Origin of the sequence: Actinomadura fulvescens (assembly GCF_039533225.1) — a bacterium.
Lineage (GTDB): Bacteria > Actinomycetota > Actinomycetes > Streptosporangiales > Streptosporangiaceae > Spirillospora > Spirillospora fulvescens.
Window position 1 is genome coordinate 108,620 of sequence record NZ_BAAATD010000012.1, and the last position, 14,003, is coordinate 122,622.

Genomic DNA, 14,003 nt, shown 5'->3' on the forward strand with positions numbered 1-14,003 from the left:
ACCAGATATAGATATACATCTATATTGACGGATGTCAATCCAACAGGGGATGAAGTTTGTGCAGCTCAGGCAAGCAAAGCCCGGATGGCTTCCAGCCGCTCCGGCACGATCGCGAACCACACCCAGATGCCGCGCTTGTCGCGGGTGAGCAGGCCGGCGTCGGCGAGGAGCTTGAGGTGGTGGCTGACGGTCGGCTGCGTGAGCCCCAATGGCTTGGTCAGGTCGCAGACGCAGGCCTCGCCCTTGGGGCTGGACTGGATCATGCTGAGCAGCTGCAGCCGCGTCGGGTCGGAGACCGCCTTGAGCATCCGTGCCGCGCGCTCTGCCTCGGCACGTTCCATGGGAACGAGCTCGACGTGTTCCTGGCAGGTGTCCTCGTCGACGGGATCGATCATCTGCAGCACTCTGACATCGTCCACGCAGTCAGTGTATGAAAAGTGAACAAACGGCAACCTGTGGTGAACATCGACGTCAGCGGCTGTGGCGCCGGGCCGGCGGACGTTCAGGTCACGGTACGGCGGCCGCGGCGGATGGAGGGCCTGCCGAGGGAGACGGCGATGTGGTCCACGGCGTCGCGGGCGTTGATGCCCGCGCCGACGAGCGTCGCCGAGGCCGCTCCCGTCCAGTCGCCGTAGCCGACGAGATGCAGGCGTGGCTCGTCGTCGGCCTGGGTGCCGGTGACCTGGACGAGTCCCGAGGCGCGCCGGAGCCGGACGGGCGTGAGATGCCGTAGGGCACGCCGGAATCCGGTGCACGAGATGATGGCATCGCAGTCGAGGCGGCCGAGCCTTCAGCGCGCCGCGATCGCGGGCCTGGCGTACGGGTGGGACGGCAACGATGTCGCCCAGCCCGGCGATTCCCTGGTCGCCGTCGTCCCCGTTGAACATCGCCGCTCGCCTGCGTGCGGCGAGCTCGAACAGGGCGCGGCCGGCGTAGTACGGGACGTAAGGCTGCCACCAGGTGCCGGTCGCGCTGATGACCCGGCGGGCGCGCCAGGTGCCGTGGTCGGTCTCCACGCGCAGCAGTTCGCCGTCGCGGTGGACGCCGCGTACCCGTACGGGTCGTCGCACGGGAAGGTGTTGCCATGCGCCACCGGCATGTTCCTGGGCGTCCAGGATGACGAAGTCGAGTCCGGCTCTCGGTTTCACCATCGCGTTCAGGGGCGAAATGATCACGGGCGCAAGGATGCCAGCGTCGCGGTAGGCGATCCGCCGGGGCGGGTGCCGCGACGCCGACCCTGCTTCTTTTCAGCGTGCGAGGTTGCGGACGGCAGGAAGCTCGCCGGAGACGATGCGGTACCAGGTCCATCTGCCGCGTTTCTCCCTGGCGATCAGCCCGGCGTCGACGAGGACCTTCAAATGGTGGCTGACGGTGGGCTGGGTCAGGCCGAGCGGCGCGGTGAGGTCGCAGACGCAGGCCTCACCGGCTGGGCTGGCCTGGAGCATGCTGAGGAGCTGGAGGCGGGTGGGCTCGGCCACGGCTTTGAGGACGCGGGCGATCCGTTCCGCCTCGTCCCGCTCCATGGCGGCGATCGGCGGGCGGTCGTGACAACCGTCTGCCGTTGGCGCGGGTCGCGGGGTCATCGGGAGCAATCTGGCACAGTGGGCCCGCTGTGCAGAGGGAGCCGATTCGTTGGCTGAGGTCATCCGGTGCCGGTCGTGAGCCGGTAGCCGACTCCCCGCACGGTCAAGATGATCTTTGGGTTCTCGGGGTCGTCGCCGAGCTTCTCGCGGAGCCGGCGGACGTGCACGTTGATGGTGTTGGTGATGAGCTTCTCGGCCTTCCAGACATGGTTCTGGATCTGCTCGCGGCTGACGGCGCGGTCGGCGTTGAGCATCATGTAGTGCAGCAGCTCGAACTCGCGCAGCGGCATCTGGACGACCTCGCCGCCGACCCGCACCACGTGGGAGACCGGGTCGAGCGTGATCGGCCCGCAGGTCTGGGTCGGCGAGCCGACTTCGCCTGGGGCGCCTTCGCCGCGGATGCCCTGGATGAGAGGGAGCAGTTCGGGCAGCCGGTAGGGGCGGGCGACGCAGACGTTGGCGCCGGCCGCCAGGGCTTTGACCGCGTCGTCGGCGTCGTCGGGGCCGACCCCCACGATGACCGGGGTCGACATGTTCTGGCGGACGGTCCGTACGAAGGTGACCGGGTCGACCGCGGTGATGTTGGCGGCGAGCAGCACGATGTCCGGGTGCAGGGCGCCGGTGCGCAGCAGCGCCCCGGCGCCGTCGGTGCTGACGCTGACCTCGATGCCGAGTTCGGCCATGGCCAAGACCAGCTCGTGCCCCAGGCGTTCGTCGGGGTCGGCGACCAGGAGCAAAGGCACGTGCACCGGTTCTGGTGCGGTGAGGAATCCGGCCACCTTGGCGGCCTGGTCGGTCATGGCGGTCAAGGGCCTTTCCTCAGCCGAAGCGACCGGTGATGTAGGCCTCGGTGCGGTTGTCGGACGGGGTGGTGAAGATGTGCCCGGTGATGTCGTACTCGATGAGCCGGCCGTGCCGGACTCCGTCATCGTCGACGTCGGCGGTGAGGAACGCGGTGCGGTCGGAGACGCGGGCGGCCTGCTGCATGTTGTGGGTGACGATGAGGATGGTGAATCGCTGGGCCAGCCGCTGCATGAGGTCTTCGATCTTGGCGGTCGCGATCGGGTCCAGGGCCGAGCAGGGCTCGTCCATGAGGATCACCTCGGGCTTGACGGCGATGGTGCGGGCGATGCACAGCCGCTGCTGCTGGCCGCCCGACAGCGCCAGCGCGCTGTCTTTGAGCTTGTCCTTCACCTCATCCCACAACGCCGCCTCGTGCAACGACTCTTCGACGATGTCGTCCAGGCCGCGCCTGACGCCGTTGACGCGCGGGCCGTAGGCGATGTTGTCGTAGATGGACTTGGGGAACGGGTTGGGCTTCTGGAAGACCATGCCGATACGGCGCCGCACCTCGATCGGGTCGACGTCGGTGCCGTACAGGTCCTGGCCGTGGTAGGAGATCTTGCCGGCGATGCGGGTACCGGGGATGAGGTCGTTCATCCGGTTGAAGCAGCGCAGCACGGTGCTCTTGCCGCAGCCGGACGGGCCGATCATCGCGGTGATCTGCCGTCGCCCGATGGTCATCGTGACGTCTCGGACCGCCTCGTAGTCGCCGTAGAACACGCTGAGGTCCGACACCTCGAACACCGGGTCTACCAGGTCGGGGGCTTCGCGGTCAGAGTCGAAGTGAATGGTCTGCACAGGGAGGTCTTCCTGATCGCGCTCGGTCTGGTCGTGCCCGGTCTGGTTCTGCCGGCTCCGGTCATGCCGGGTGGCCTGGTCGTGCCCGGTCGTCTTCTGTTGCCTGGTGGTGTCCGGCACGGAAGCTCCATGGGATGTCGGGGTCGTCACCGGCCTCACCATCGCTGCTGGTAGCGGTTGCGCAGCCAGATGGCCAGCGAGTTCATGACGAGCAGGATGGCCAGCAGGATCACGATCGCCGCCGACGCCAGGGTGTGGAACTCGGCCTCCGGCAGCTTGATCCAGTTGAAGATCTGGATCGGCAGGACCGTGTAGGAGTCGGTGACGCTTTCGGGGTTGAACGTGATGTGGGTGACGGCGCCCAGCAGCAGGAGCGGTGCCGCTTCGCCGATCGCCCGTGACAGCGCGAGGATGGTGCCGGTGGCGATGCCGGGCACCGACGCGGGCAGCACCTGACGCCAGATCGTCTGCCACTGGGTGGCGCCCAGCGCCAGCGAGCCTTGCCGGATGGAGCCGGGAACGGCGCGGATCGCCTCCCGCGCCGCGATGATCACGACCGGGAGCACCAGCAGCGACAACGTCAGCGCGGCGGTGATCAGCGTCCGGCCGAGTCCGAAGCCGCGGGCCAGGATGCCCAGGCCGAGGATGCCGTAGACGATGGAGGGCACGGCCGCCAGGTTCTGGATGTTGAGCTCGATCATCCGGTTCCACCATCGGTCGCGGTCGGCGTACTCCTCCAGGTAGATCGCCGTCATCACGCCGATGGGCACGCAGAACATCGCGGTGAGCCCGACGACGTAGACCGTGCCGATGATGGCCGACTGTGCGCCGGCCCGCTCGGGATAGAGCTTGGAGGGGAAGTTGGTCCACAGCCGCGAGTCCAGGCGTCCCCAGCCTTCGGTGATGACGTAGGCGAGCAGGATGCCCAGGAAGATGACGGCCACGGCCAGGCTGGCGAGCAGGATCGCTTTGAAGACCGGCTCCAGGGGCCGCCGGCGTCCCTCCAGTGTGCCGGCCGCGGGTGTCTGCTGCAGCGTCGCGGTCATTCGTACACCTCCCGGAACCTGCGGACCAGGCGGATGCTGACCGCGTTCATGATGAACGTCAGCAGGAACAGCAGCCCGCCCACCGCGAAGATGGTCGTGTAGTCGAACGAGCCGATCGGCAGGTCGCCCTCACCGGCCTGGGCGATGTAGCCGGTCATCGTCTGCATGCCCTGCAGCGGGTCCCAGGTGAGGTTGGCGCGGTTGCCGGACGCGATCGCCACGATCATCGTCTCGCCGACCGCCCGGGAGATCGCCAGCACGACGGCGGCGACGATGCCCGACAGCGCGGCGGGCAGCACCACCCGGATGGCGACGATCCGCCTGGTCGAGCCGAGCGCGTACGCGCCCTGACGCAGCGACTGGGGAACGGCGGTCATCGCGTCCTCCGAGAGCGACGCCACGGTCGGGATGATCATGACGCCCATCACCAGGCCGGCCGACAGGGCGTTGAAGACCTCGGGGCCCTCGCCCCACGGCCAGTGGTCCTGCAGCAGCGGCGTGATCGCGGCCAGGGCGAAGAAGCCGTACACCACGGTGGGGATGCCGGCCAGCACCTCCAGCACGGGCTTGAAGACCTTGCGGGTGCGCGGATGGGCGTACTCGCTCAGGTAGATGGCCGCGGCCAGCCCCAGCGGGACCGCGACCGCGATCGCGATCACCGTGATGAGCAGGGTCGCGCCGACCAGCGGCAGGACTCCGTAGCTGGGCGGATCGAACAGGGCGCTCCACTCGGTGCCGGTCAGGAACTCCCAGACGCCGACGCGCTCGAAGAACCGCAGCGTCGGCGGCAGCAGCGAGATCACGATGCCCACGGTCGTGGCGACCGACACCAGCGCGGCGGCCAGCAACACTCCCTTGATGATCGCCTCGCCGTAACGGGGACGCTGCCGCCGCAGGGACCCGCCCGGGGTCCCCGCGGCCGGCCGCGCGGAGGCTGCGTGCGCCATCTAGCCGGCCTGCGACTTCAACTGAGCCAGAGCCTGCTTGAGCTTGGCGTCCTGCGTCGGGTTGAGCGGGACGAACTTGGCCCGCTTGGCGATCTCGGCGTGCTTGGCGACGTAGAACTCCACGAAGGCCAGCACCTCGGGCTTCTTCAGCGCGGCGGCCGACGGGTAGATGAACAGCGGCCGCGACAGCGGCTTGTAGGTGCCGTCCTGCGCGGTCTGCACGCTGGGCGCGACGCAGCCGTTCCCGCCGTCGACCTGGACGGCCTTCAGCTTGGAGGCGTTCTCCTCGAAGTAGGAGAAGCCGAAGTAGCCCAGGCCGCCCTTGGACCCCGAGACGCCCTGCACGGTGACGTTGTCGTCCTCGCTGGGCTGGTAGTCCTTGCGGCTGGCGCCTTCCTTGCCGTTGATCTCGTCGGTGAAGTAGTCGAAGGTCCCCGAGTCGGTGCCCGCGCCGAACAGCTTCAGCGGCTGGCTGGGGAACGTGGGGTCGATCTGGTTCCAGTTGCTGACCTTGGAGCCGGGCTCCCAGATCTTCTTCAGCTGCGCGACCGTCAGGCACTGGGCCCAGGTGTTGTCCTTGTGCACCACCACGGTGAGCGCGTCGTTGGCGATCGCGAACTCCGAGTACTTGATGCCCTTCTTCTCGCAGGCCGCCTTCTCCTCGTCCTTGATCGGCCGCGAGGCGTCGGAGATGTCGGTCTCGCCCGCGCAGAACTTCTCGAACCCGCCGCCGGTGCCGGACGTGGCGACCGGGATCTGCACCCGGCCCTGCTCCTCCTTGAACAACTCCGACGCCACCGTGGTCAGCGGCGCCACCGTGCTCGACCCGTCGACCTTGACCGTGCCGCGCAGTTCCTTGCCCCCCGAGCCGCCACCGCCGTCATCGCCCGAACCGCCGCCGCACGCGGCGAGCGCCGCGACCAGGGCCGCCGAGGCCGTGACGGCCTTGGTCGAGCTACGCAATGGGATGCCCACGTCGTGTCCTTCTATCTCGTGTCTGCCCGCAGCCGCTCCGCCGCGAGAGGTCGCTTCCATAGGTTGGCGCGACTCTGTCGGTACACATCGAAGGCCGCCTATATGAACCGGTCATGAACCCCGGCAGTCATATAGATAAATGTCTATGAGGTGATCTAGGCCACATGTGGCTTTGGCCCTGATCACCGGGTGCACACCGCCGCGCCGGAACGGACAGGCGGCGAGTGAACGATCAGTGAGTCCATGTCAGGAAACGCGGGCGCTCCACAGTCAAAACGGAACCTGGACGTAGCGGGCTGTCCAGCCTCGGACACCGGGAGAGCAGCACGAAGGCATCGATCTTCGTCTATAGGCCGACGCCGGCCCGGGATAGGAGGCGACGCTGCACCTCCGCGACGGTCCGAGCCTTCTCCATGACACCTTGCCGACAAGTCCGTCTCGTGCCGTAATGCACCCAACGGCGTTCAGCCATCAGCAAGGAGCCCGCAACCCAGCCGACACTCAGCCGACACCCAGCCGACACCCAGCCGACACCCACGTCAGACATTGACGTACATCTATACGTTCGACGATCGACGCCTGTCCCACCCCGATCCATCCGAGAGGCACGTTCGCGATGACGCAACTTGACCGCAGGGGATTCCTGGCGACCGCAGGCGGAACCGTCGCCGCGGGTCTGGCGACGCAGACCCTGGGCTCGCACGCCGCCTGGGCCGCCGCCGGGCGTCCCCACCATGACCGCGTCGGCTATGGACCGCTCCGCCGCACCCGTGCCAAGAACACCGGCGAAGAGCTGCTGGCGCTGCCCGCCGGGTTCTCCTACACCGTCTTCGGAACCACGGGCTCGACCATGGACGATGGCGTGGCCACGCCGATCGCCCATGACGGGATGGCCGCCTTCGCCAGCCCACGACGCGGCGCCGTCCGGCTGATCCGCAACCACGAGGTGCGCACCACCCCGGGCAACCCCACCGGACGGGTCTACGTCCCGGGTTCGGCGCGCTACGACGAACTCGGCGTCGCCGGTACCACCACACTCGACGTCGACCCGCACACCGGACGGGTGCTCCAGAGCTTCGTCAGCCTCAACGGAACCATCGTCAACTGCGCCGGCGGCATCATGTACCGCCACCAAGGATGGTTGACGTGCGAGGAAACCATCGCCGGGCCCAAGCAGGGGTGGAAACAGAAACACGGCTACGTCTACGAGGTGCCGCTGCGCGGTCCCCGTCCCGGCGAGCCGGCCTCCTCTCAGCCGCTCAAGGCGATGGGGCGTTTTTCCCATGAGGCCGTCGCCGTCGACCCCCGTACCGGCTACGTCTACGAGACCGAGGACGACTCCGGCAAGCCCGACGGCTTCTACCGGTTCCGCCCCCGCAACCCACGCGACCTTGCCGCGGGCGGCGTACTGGAGATGCTCAAGATCAAGGGCCGGCCCGGCCATGACACGCGCGAAGGCCAGCGCATGGGCGCCCGCCTGCCGGTCGAATGGGTCCGCATTGAGGACCCCGACCCCGACCTGGAGAACGGCGCGGCCACCTGCACCCAGCAGGGCCTGGCCGGTGGCGGCGCGAAGTTCAACCGGCTGGAAGGCTGCTGGTACGGGGAGGGCAGCATCTACTTCAACTCCACCAGCGGTGGCGACGCCAAGAACGGCGACGCCCCTAACGCCGACGGCTACCGCGAAGGCTACGGCCAGGTGTGGCGCTACATCCCCAGCCGCCACCGCGGCGAAGGCACACTCGTCCTGGTCTACGAATCGCCCGGACGCAAGGCCCTGGACTCACCCGACAACCTGACCTTCACGCCGCGCGGCGGCATCATCCTGTGCGAAGACGACTCCTCGTCCGCCGACGCCGATCCCCACCCGCTCGCTCCCGGACTGGAGAACGTGAACCGGCTCATCGGCCTCGACCCCGGCGGCGCCCCCTTCGAGTTCGCCGTCAACATCACCGACGACAGCGAATTCGCCGGAGCCTGCTTCAGCCCGGACGGCTCGACCCTCTTCGCCAACAACCTCGGCGACACCGTGGCCGTCACTCCCCCAGGCCGCACGTACGCCATCCGCGGCCCCTGGCGCCGCGGCCCGCTCTAGGCCCCGATCGGCCAGCTAGTCAGCGACACCATGAACGCCGGCTCCGGCGACCACGCCAGGTAAGCAGGTAACAGGCACGCCGATCCAGGAGGAGGAGTGGGCCGCTAGCAGCCATCCTTGGGCGGGCAGCAGCGGCGCAGATAGTCACGTAGGTCGTCCAGGGATTTCTCCACCGTGGCCACGTCCACCCGGTAATAGACCTGCTTGCCGTCCTTGCGGGAGACGAGGAGGCCGCCGCGGCGCAGCAGAGCCAGCTGCTGGGAGGCATTGGACTGCCCGACACCGAGGCGTTCGGCAACGGTGCCGACGGTCAGCTCGACGCTGCCGGCGAACAGCTCCAGCATCTGCTGCCGCTGCTCGCTGGCCAGCGCCTTGAGGAAGTCCTGCGCCTTGGAGTCCAGCGGCGCGGCGTCGGCCGGGCCGCACGCGGCCGCACCGTCGGCGGTGGCGCTCGACGCGGCCGCCGCGCGGGTCACCGGTTCGGTCATGGCTGCGATTCCTCCTGTGTCGCCGGGCCTGTGCCTCACTCTAAGTCACACATCATCATATTGACATTTTATGAAGTGTTGATACGTTGAGCCGCATGACTACCACCGCACCGCTGGTCATCATCGGCGGTGGCCAGGCCGGACTGGCCACCGCCCACACCGCCCGCACCCTAGGTCTCGCGCCGTTGCTGCTGGAGGCATCGCCGTCGGTGTCCGGGTCCTGGCCGCACTACTACGACAGTCTCGCCCTGTTCTCCCCGGCCGCCCGCAGCGCCCTGCCCGGATCCAGCTTCCCCAGCGCCCCCGGGGATTATCCGACCCGTGATGAGGTCGTCGCTTATCTGGCCGGCTACGCCGAACGCCTGAACGCCGACATCCGTACCGACCACAAGGTCAGCCGCGTCAGTGCGGCGAGCCCGGCCGCAGGCGGCGCGGATGCCGGGTTCGAGGTGCGCTGTGAGAACGGGCAGGTCTTCCAAGCGCGGCAGGTGATCGCCGCCTCGGGCGGGTTTGGCCGCCCCTACCGCCCTCAGCTACCAGGGTTGGAGGAGTTCGGCGGGACGGTGCTGCACTCCTCGCAGTACCGGCGACCCGAGCCGCTGGCCGGGCAGCGGGTGGTGATCGTCGGCGGCGGGAACTCGGCGGTGCAGATCGGCATCGAGCTGGCCGAGTACGCGAACGTCACCCTGGCCACCCGGCATCCGCTCCGGTTCCTGCCCCAGCGGCTGCTGGGCCGTGACATGCACTTGTGGTTCAAGTGGACCGGACTGGATCGCGCCGGATGGGCGCGGCCACTGCTGACCGGCGGCAAGGGCACCCCGGTACTGGACACCGGCACCTACCGGGCCGCCATCGCCCAGGGCCGCCCCGACCGGCGGCCGATGTTCACCCGCCTGGACGCCACTGGAGTGGTGTGGGCCAACGGCACCCGCGAAGACGTGGATGTGGTGCTTCTGGCCACCGGATTCCGCCCCGAGCTCAGCTATCTGAACGACCTCGGCGCGCTCGACGGCGATGGGCAGCCGCGCCACCGTGGCGGCGTCTCCACCACCCATCCGGGACTGGGGTATGTCGGGCTGGAGTGGCAGCGTTCATTCGCCTCGGCCACCTTGCGCGGGGTCGGCGCCGACGCCCGCCACGTCCTTCGCTCGCTGGCGAAACAGGCACGCACGCAAGGGCAGGCCGCCGACCAGCCGCTGCCGTCGAGCCACCGCTGACAGCTGGCGGCCGCTGACGACTGGTGGCCGGTGGGCGGTGGCCGCTGACGGCTGGTGGCCGGTGGCCGGTGGTCGGTGGTCGAGCCGGAGCGCCAGCCCGGGAGACCCGGCGTGGGATGCCAGGTCAGGCGGTGAGTGCGGGCAGGGCGAACAGACCCGACAAGCGGGTGAGGGCCTCGGGTACGGCCCGGTAGTACACCCACGTCCCGCGCCGCTCGCCCTCGATCAGCCCGGCCTGGCGCAGCACCTTCAGGTGGTGGGAGATGGTCGGGGCGGTCAGTTCGAACGGGCCGGTCAGGTCGCATACGCACGCCTCGCCGCCCTCGTGCGCGGCGATCAGGTTCAACAGCCGGAGCCGGACCGGGTCGGACAGCGCCTTGAACACCTTGGACAGCTCAGCGGCTTCGTCGGCGGCCATGAGCGGGCCGCTCAGCGGCGCACAGCACCCCGGTGCGGTGACGTCGTCCAATGCCCCCAACTTTGACATGCATCTAATTTGACATTGATCTATCCAGCATGCAAGCTGAGCCCTACTTAGACGAATTTCGAAACAAGGGGCCGAGATGCAGAAGCTCCTCAGCGAGATCACCGCCCGCCCCTCCACGGTCATCGCCGGCGGTGTAGAGCTCCACGAATCCACCGGCCAGGTCTGCACGCGCTCGTGCCGTTCGGCCGCGCACGCCGATCGCGTCCGCACCGGCGCCTACCGCAACCGCCTCTGACGCTTCGCCGCCCACGACCTCGATTTGCCTCAGGTAAGGAGAAGACCCCATGAACGACAGCGTCCCGAACACCGGTAACCAGAACGAGGAGCCGCAGGCGGCCGACGGGTGTTGCGGCGTGGACGGCTGCTGCACCGACGCCGAGCGATCCCAGGACCCCGCGGTGAGCGTGCTGGAGGCCAAGACCGGCGCCGGCTGCGGCTGCGTCTCTGGCTCCAGCGCTGACCAGGACCTGCCGGTCGTGGTGATCGGTGCGGGCCCGATCGGCCTGGCCGCCGCCTCCCACCTGGCCGAACGCGGCCTGCCGTTCACCGTGCTGGAGGCCGGGGACACCGTCGGCGCGTCGATCAGCGAATGGGGCCACGTCCGGCTGTTCTCCCCCTGGCGTTACGACACCGACGCCGCCGCCCGCCGCCTGCTGGCGCCCACCGGCTGGACCGCACCCGACCCAGGCCACCTCCCCACCGGCGCCGAGCTGGTCACCGACTACCTCCTCCCTCTCGCCAAGACGCCCGAGCTCGCTGACCACATCCACACCGGCACCCGCGTCATCGCCGTCTCCCGCCAAGGCGTCGACGCCACCCGTACGGTGGGACGCGAGGAGCGTCCCCTGCTGGTCCGCACCCTCGACACCGGCGGCACCGTCCGCGACATCACCGCCCGCGCCGTCATCGACGCCTCCGGCACCTGGGGCAACGCCAACCCGCTCGGCCACTCCGGCCTGCCCGCCATCGGCGAAGACACCGCCGCGCCCTACCTCACCGGCCCGCTGCCCGATGTACTGGGCCGCGACCGCGAACGCTTCGCCGGCAAGCACACCCTGGTAGTCGGAATGGGCCACTCGGCCGCCAACACCCTGCTCTCCCTGGCCGAACTCGCCCAGCAGGCCCCCGGCACCCGCATCACCTGGGCCGTCCGCAGCGACTCGGTGGCCCGCCTGTACGGCGGTGGCGACGCCGACGGCCTGCCCGCACGCGGCGCCCTGGGCACCCGGCTCAAGCAGGCCGTCCAGGCCGGCGCGATCGACCTGGTCCGCAGCTTCACCATCACCGGCTTCACCGCATCCGACGGCGATCCCGCCACCGGCCCGGTCGCCGTCACCGGCAACACGCCCGATGGCGACCGCACCCTCACCGCCGACGCCGTCGTGGCCGCCACCGGCTTCCGGCCCGACCTGGACATGCTCCGCGAAGTCCGCGTCGAGCTGGACCCGGCCACCGAGGCACCGGTCAGGCTCGCGCCGATGATCGACCCCAACTTCCACTCCTGCGGCACCGTCCCGCCGCACGGTGAACGCGACCTGGCCCACCCCGAAACCGGCTTCTACATCGTCGGGATGAAGAGCTACGGCCGCGCCCCCACCTTCCTGATGGCCACCGGCTACGAGCAGGTCCGTTCCGTGGTCGCTGCCCTGGCCGGAGACCGCGCCGCCGCCGACACCGTCCAGCTCGACCTGCCCGAAACGGGCGTCTGCTCCACCGACCTGGTCACCGAAGACCTGCTGCCCGGCGCCTCCGCCGAGACCGACGAGCAAGGCGGTTGCGGCACGTCCTGCTCCACCGCGCCCGCAGTCGCGACCGTCGCGGTCCAACAGGCCGAGTCCTCATGCTGCGGTGGCGCCGTCGAGGCCGCGCCTGAGCCGGTCACCATCGGCGCTGGCGCACCCGCCCGCGTCGGGTTCGCCACCGGCCGGGCGCACGGCTACTCCGGCGACGCCTGACCAGCCCGGACTGCATCGAATCCTCACGATGACATCGCCTCCATGAGCCGAGCCATCCCCGCGCCGGTGCCGACGGCCGACACCCCCGCCGCCGGCACCGGCAACGTCCCGCTGATCGCGCTGTGCGTCACCGAAATCACCAGCTGGGGCGTGCTGTACTACGCCTTCCCGGTCCTGGCCCCCGCCATCACCACCGACACCGGCTGGTCCACCCCCGCCATCACCGCCGCGTTCTCCGCCGCACTGGTGGTCGCCGCCCTGATCGGCATCCCGGTCGGACGCCTGCTGGACCAGCGTGGCCCTCGCGCATTGATGACCGGCGGTTCGGTACTGGCCACCATCTCGCTGCTGGTCCTGGCCGCCGCTCCCAACCTGGCCTGGTTCACCCTCGCCTGGCTGCTGGCCGGAATCGCGATGTCGGCGGTGCTCTACCAGCCCGCGTTCGCCGCCCTCACCCGCTACTACGCCCCCCGCCACCTGGCCGCGCTCACCACCCTCACCCTGGTCGCAGGGCTGGCCAGCACCGTCTTCGCGCCCCTCACCGACGCCCTGGCAACCCACCTGAGCTGGCGGCACACCTACCTGGCACTAGCGGCAGTGCTCGCCGCCATCACCATCCCGCTGCACGCCATCGCGCTGCGCCGCCCCTGGCCCGCCCACACCACCACCGCCGCGAACAATCCAAGCGAGGCGGTCGCCGCAGTCGTACGAAGCCGCGCCTTTGTCCTATTGGCAGCCGCCCTTACCCTGTCGGGCTTTGCGATGTACGCGGTGTTGACCAACCTCATCGGCCTGCTCACCACGCGCGGCGCCAGCCCTACAACCGCCGCCTGGGCCCTAGGGCTCGGCGGCATCGGCCAAGTCGCCGGGCGCCTCGGCTACGGCCTGCTGGTCCGCCACACCAGCGTCCGCACCCGCACCGTGTGGATCCTGGCCCTGTCAGCAGCCACCACCGGCGCACTCGCCGCCCTGCCCGGACCCGTCGCACTCCTCATCGCCGTCGCCGTCCTGGCCGGAACCACCCGCGGCATCGCCACCCTCCTACAAGCCACCGCCGTCACCGACCGTTGGGGTACCACCTCCTACGCCACCCTGTCCGGAGTGCTGGCCGCCCCCATCACCATCGCCGCAGCCATCGCCCCCTGGGCTGGCGCAGCCCTCGCCTCCACCCTGGGCGGCTACCCCGCACTGTTCACTGCCCTCACCGCCACCGCCGCCCTGTCCGCACTCCTAGCCACCGGCAGCACACCAGCCCACCACCCGTTGAAGTAAGAACCGCCAAGTCATGAACGGGCGCCAGACGGCGGAGACGAGGCTCAGATCGATGGAGTGTCCACGTCGAGGCCGATCACCAGCATCTTGGCCTGACCCTGCGCCACGCCACCTCCGCGACGGAGGTTTCTCCGAAGAACGGGAGCCGACAAGTCAAAGTCTTCCGGGAAGGAACGCGGGTACGGCACCGGTGACCACATCCGTCTGCAGTCCGCTCTTAGCAGCGTCAAGGGGCGACCTCACCCCGGCCTGATCCATCTCGGCCCGCAGGGCTGGAGAGAAGCCGACCCTGAAACC

At 69.3% G+C, this 14,003-nt stretch carries 15 protein-coding genes; 6 read left to right on the forward strand and 9 right to left on the reverse strand.

Annotation, left to right across the window (positions count from 1 at the left end):
* Positions 1 to 65: 65 nt before the first annotated feature.
* Positions 66 to 419, reverse strand: coding sequence for an ArsR/SmtB family transcription factor (locus tag ABD333_RS35680; RefSeq protein WP_344546988.1), 354 nt, complete (start codon positions 417 to 419; stop codon positions 66 to 68).
* A gap of 18 nt (positions 420 to 437) precedes the next feature.
* On the opposite strand from ABD333_RS35680, the gene ABD333_RS35685 reads away from it, so the two are divergent.
* Entirely contained in the window at positions 438 to 635 is a 198-nt protein-coding gene (locus tag ABD333_RS35685) for a hypothetical protein (protein WP_344546989.1), read from the forward strand.
* 612 nt (positions 636 to 1,247) lie between these two features.
* Here the strand turns inward: ABD333_RS35685 and ABD333_RS35690 are convergent.
* From ABD333_RS35690 to ABD333_RS35715, 6 genes are all read right to left on the reverse strand, one after another.
* Positions 1,248 to 1,523 (reverse strand): ArsR/SmtB family transcription factor, encoded by a 276-nt coding sequence (locus ABD333_RS35690; protein ID WP_344546990.1) that lies wholly within the window; start codon positions 1,521 to 1,523, stop codon positions 1,248 to 1,250.
* Positions 1,524 to 1,642: 119 nt separating this feature from the next.
* Positions 1,643 to 2,383, reverse strand: a complete 741-nt coding sequence (locus ABD333_RS35695) for a response regulator transcription factor (protein ID WP_344547145.1) — start codon at positions 2,381 to 2,383, stop codon at positions 1,643 to 1,645.
* Between the two features lie 19 nt (positions 2,384 to 2,402).
* The gene (pstB, locus tag ABD333_RS35700) at positions 2,403 to 3,224 is read right to left on the reverse strand and encodes a phosphate ABC transporter ATP-binding protein PstB (protein ID WP_410557087.1); all 822 of its coding nucleotides are present in this window, start codon (positions 3,222 to 3,224) and stop codon (positions 2,403 to 2,405) included.
* Between the two features lie 155 nt (positions 3,225 to 3,379).
* Positions 3,380 to 4,270, reverse strand: a complete 891-nt coding sequence (pstA, locus tag ABD333_RS35705) for a phosphate ABC transporter permease PstA (protein ID WP_344546991.1) — start codon at positions 4,268 to 4,270, stop codon at positions 3,380 to 3,382.
* Positions 4,267 to 5,217: a phosphate ABC transporter permease subunit PstC gene (gene pstC / locus ABD333_RS35710; protein WP_344546992.1), complete on the reverse strand. Its 951-nt coding sequence runs from the start codon at positions 5,215 to 5,217 to the stop codon at positions 4,267 to 4,269. The genes pstA and pstC overlap by 4 nt, the downstream gene beginning before the upstream one ends.
* Complete coding sequence (locus ABD333_RS35715) at positions 5,218 to 6,192, reverse strand: PstS family phosphate ABC transporter substrate-binding protein (protein WP_344546993.1); 975 nt, start codon at positions 6,190 to 6,192, stop codon at positions 5,218 to 5,220.
* Between the two features lie 616 nt (positions 6,193 to 6,808).
* Here ABD333_RS35715 and ABD333_RS35720 point away from each other — a divergent pair.
* On the forward strand, positions 6,809 to 8,287 hold the full coding sequence (locus ABD333_RS35720) for an alkaline phosphatase PhoX (RefSeq protein ID WP_344546994.1): 1,479 nt from the start codon (positions 6,809 to 6,811) through the stop codon (positions 8,285 to 8,287).
* A 104-nt stretch (positions 8,288 to 8,391) separates the two neighbouring features.
* Here ABD333_RS35720 and ABD333_RS35725 read toward each other — a convergent pair whose 3' ends face one another.
* Positions 8,392 to 8,775 carry an ArsR/SmtB family transcription factor gene (locus ABD333_RS35725; protein WP_344546995.1) on the reverse strand — a complete coding sequence of 128 codons (384 nt, stop codon included), beginning with the start codon at positions 8,773 to 8,775 and terminating at the stop codon, positions 8,392 to 8,394.
* Between the two features lie 95 nt (positions 8,776 to 8,870).
* Here ABD333_RS35725 and ABD333_RS35730 point away from each other — a divergent pair, with 95 nt between their 5' ends.
* Entirely contained in the window at positions 8,871 to 9,992 is a 1,122-nt protein-coding gene (locus tag ABD333_RS35730; RefSeq protein ID WP_344546996.1) for a flavin-containing monooxygenase, read from the forward strand.
* A gap of 124 nt (positions 9,993 to 10,116) precedes the next feature.
* On the opposite strand, the gene ABD333_RS35735 is transcribed toward ABD333_RS35730, so the two are convergent.
* Positions 10,117 to 10,479: an ArsR/SmtB family transcription factor gene (locus ABD333_RS35735; protein WP_344546997.1), complete on the reverse strand. Its 363-nt coding sequence runs from the start codon at positions 10,477 to 10,479 to the stop codon at positions 10,117 to 10,119.
* A 76-nt stretch (positions 10,480 to 10,555) separates the two neighbouring features.
* Here ABD333_RS35735 and ABD333_RS35740 point away from each other — a divergent pair, with 76 nt between their 5' ends.
* Genes ABD333_RS35740 through ABD333_RS35750 form a run of 3 tightly spaced genes read left to right on the forward strand, consistent with a single transcriptional unit; the run spans position 10,556 to position 13,706 of the window.
* Positions 10,556 to 10,714 carry a hypothetical protein gene (locus ABD333_RS35740; protein ID WP_344546998.1) on the forward strand — a complete coding sequence of 53 codons (159 nt, stop codon included), beginning with the start codon at positions 10,556 to 10,558 and terminating at the stop codon, positions 10,712 to 10,714.
* A gap of 49 nt (positions 10,715 to 10,763) precedes the next feature.
* Positions 10,764 to 12,434, forward strand: coding sequence for an FAD-dependent oxidoreductase (locus tag ABD333_RS35745; protein ID WP_344546999.1), 1,671 nt, complete (start codon positions 10,764 to 10,766; stop codon positions 12,432 to 12,434).
* Positions 12,435 to 12,476: 42 nt separating this feature from the next.
* Positions 12,477 to 13,706, forward strand: coding sequence for an MFS transporter (locus ABD333_RS35750; RefSeq protein ID WP_344547000.1), 1,230 nt, complete (start codon positions 12,477 to 12,479; stop codon positions 13,704 to 13,706).
* The last annotated feature ends 297 nt before the right edge of the window (positions 13,707 to 14,003 follow it).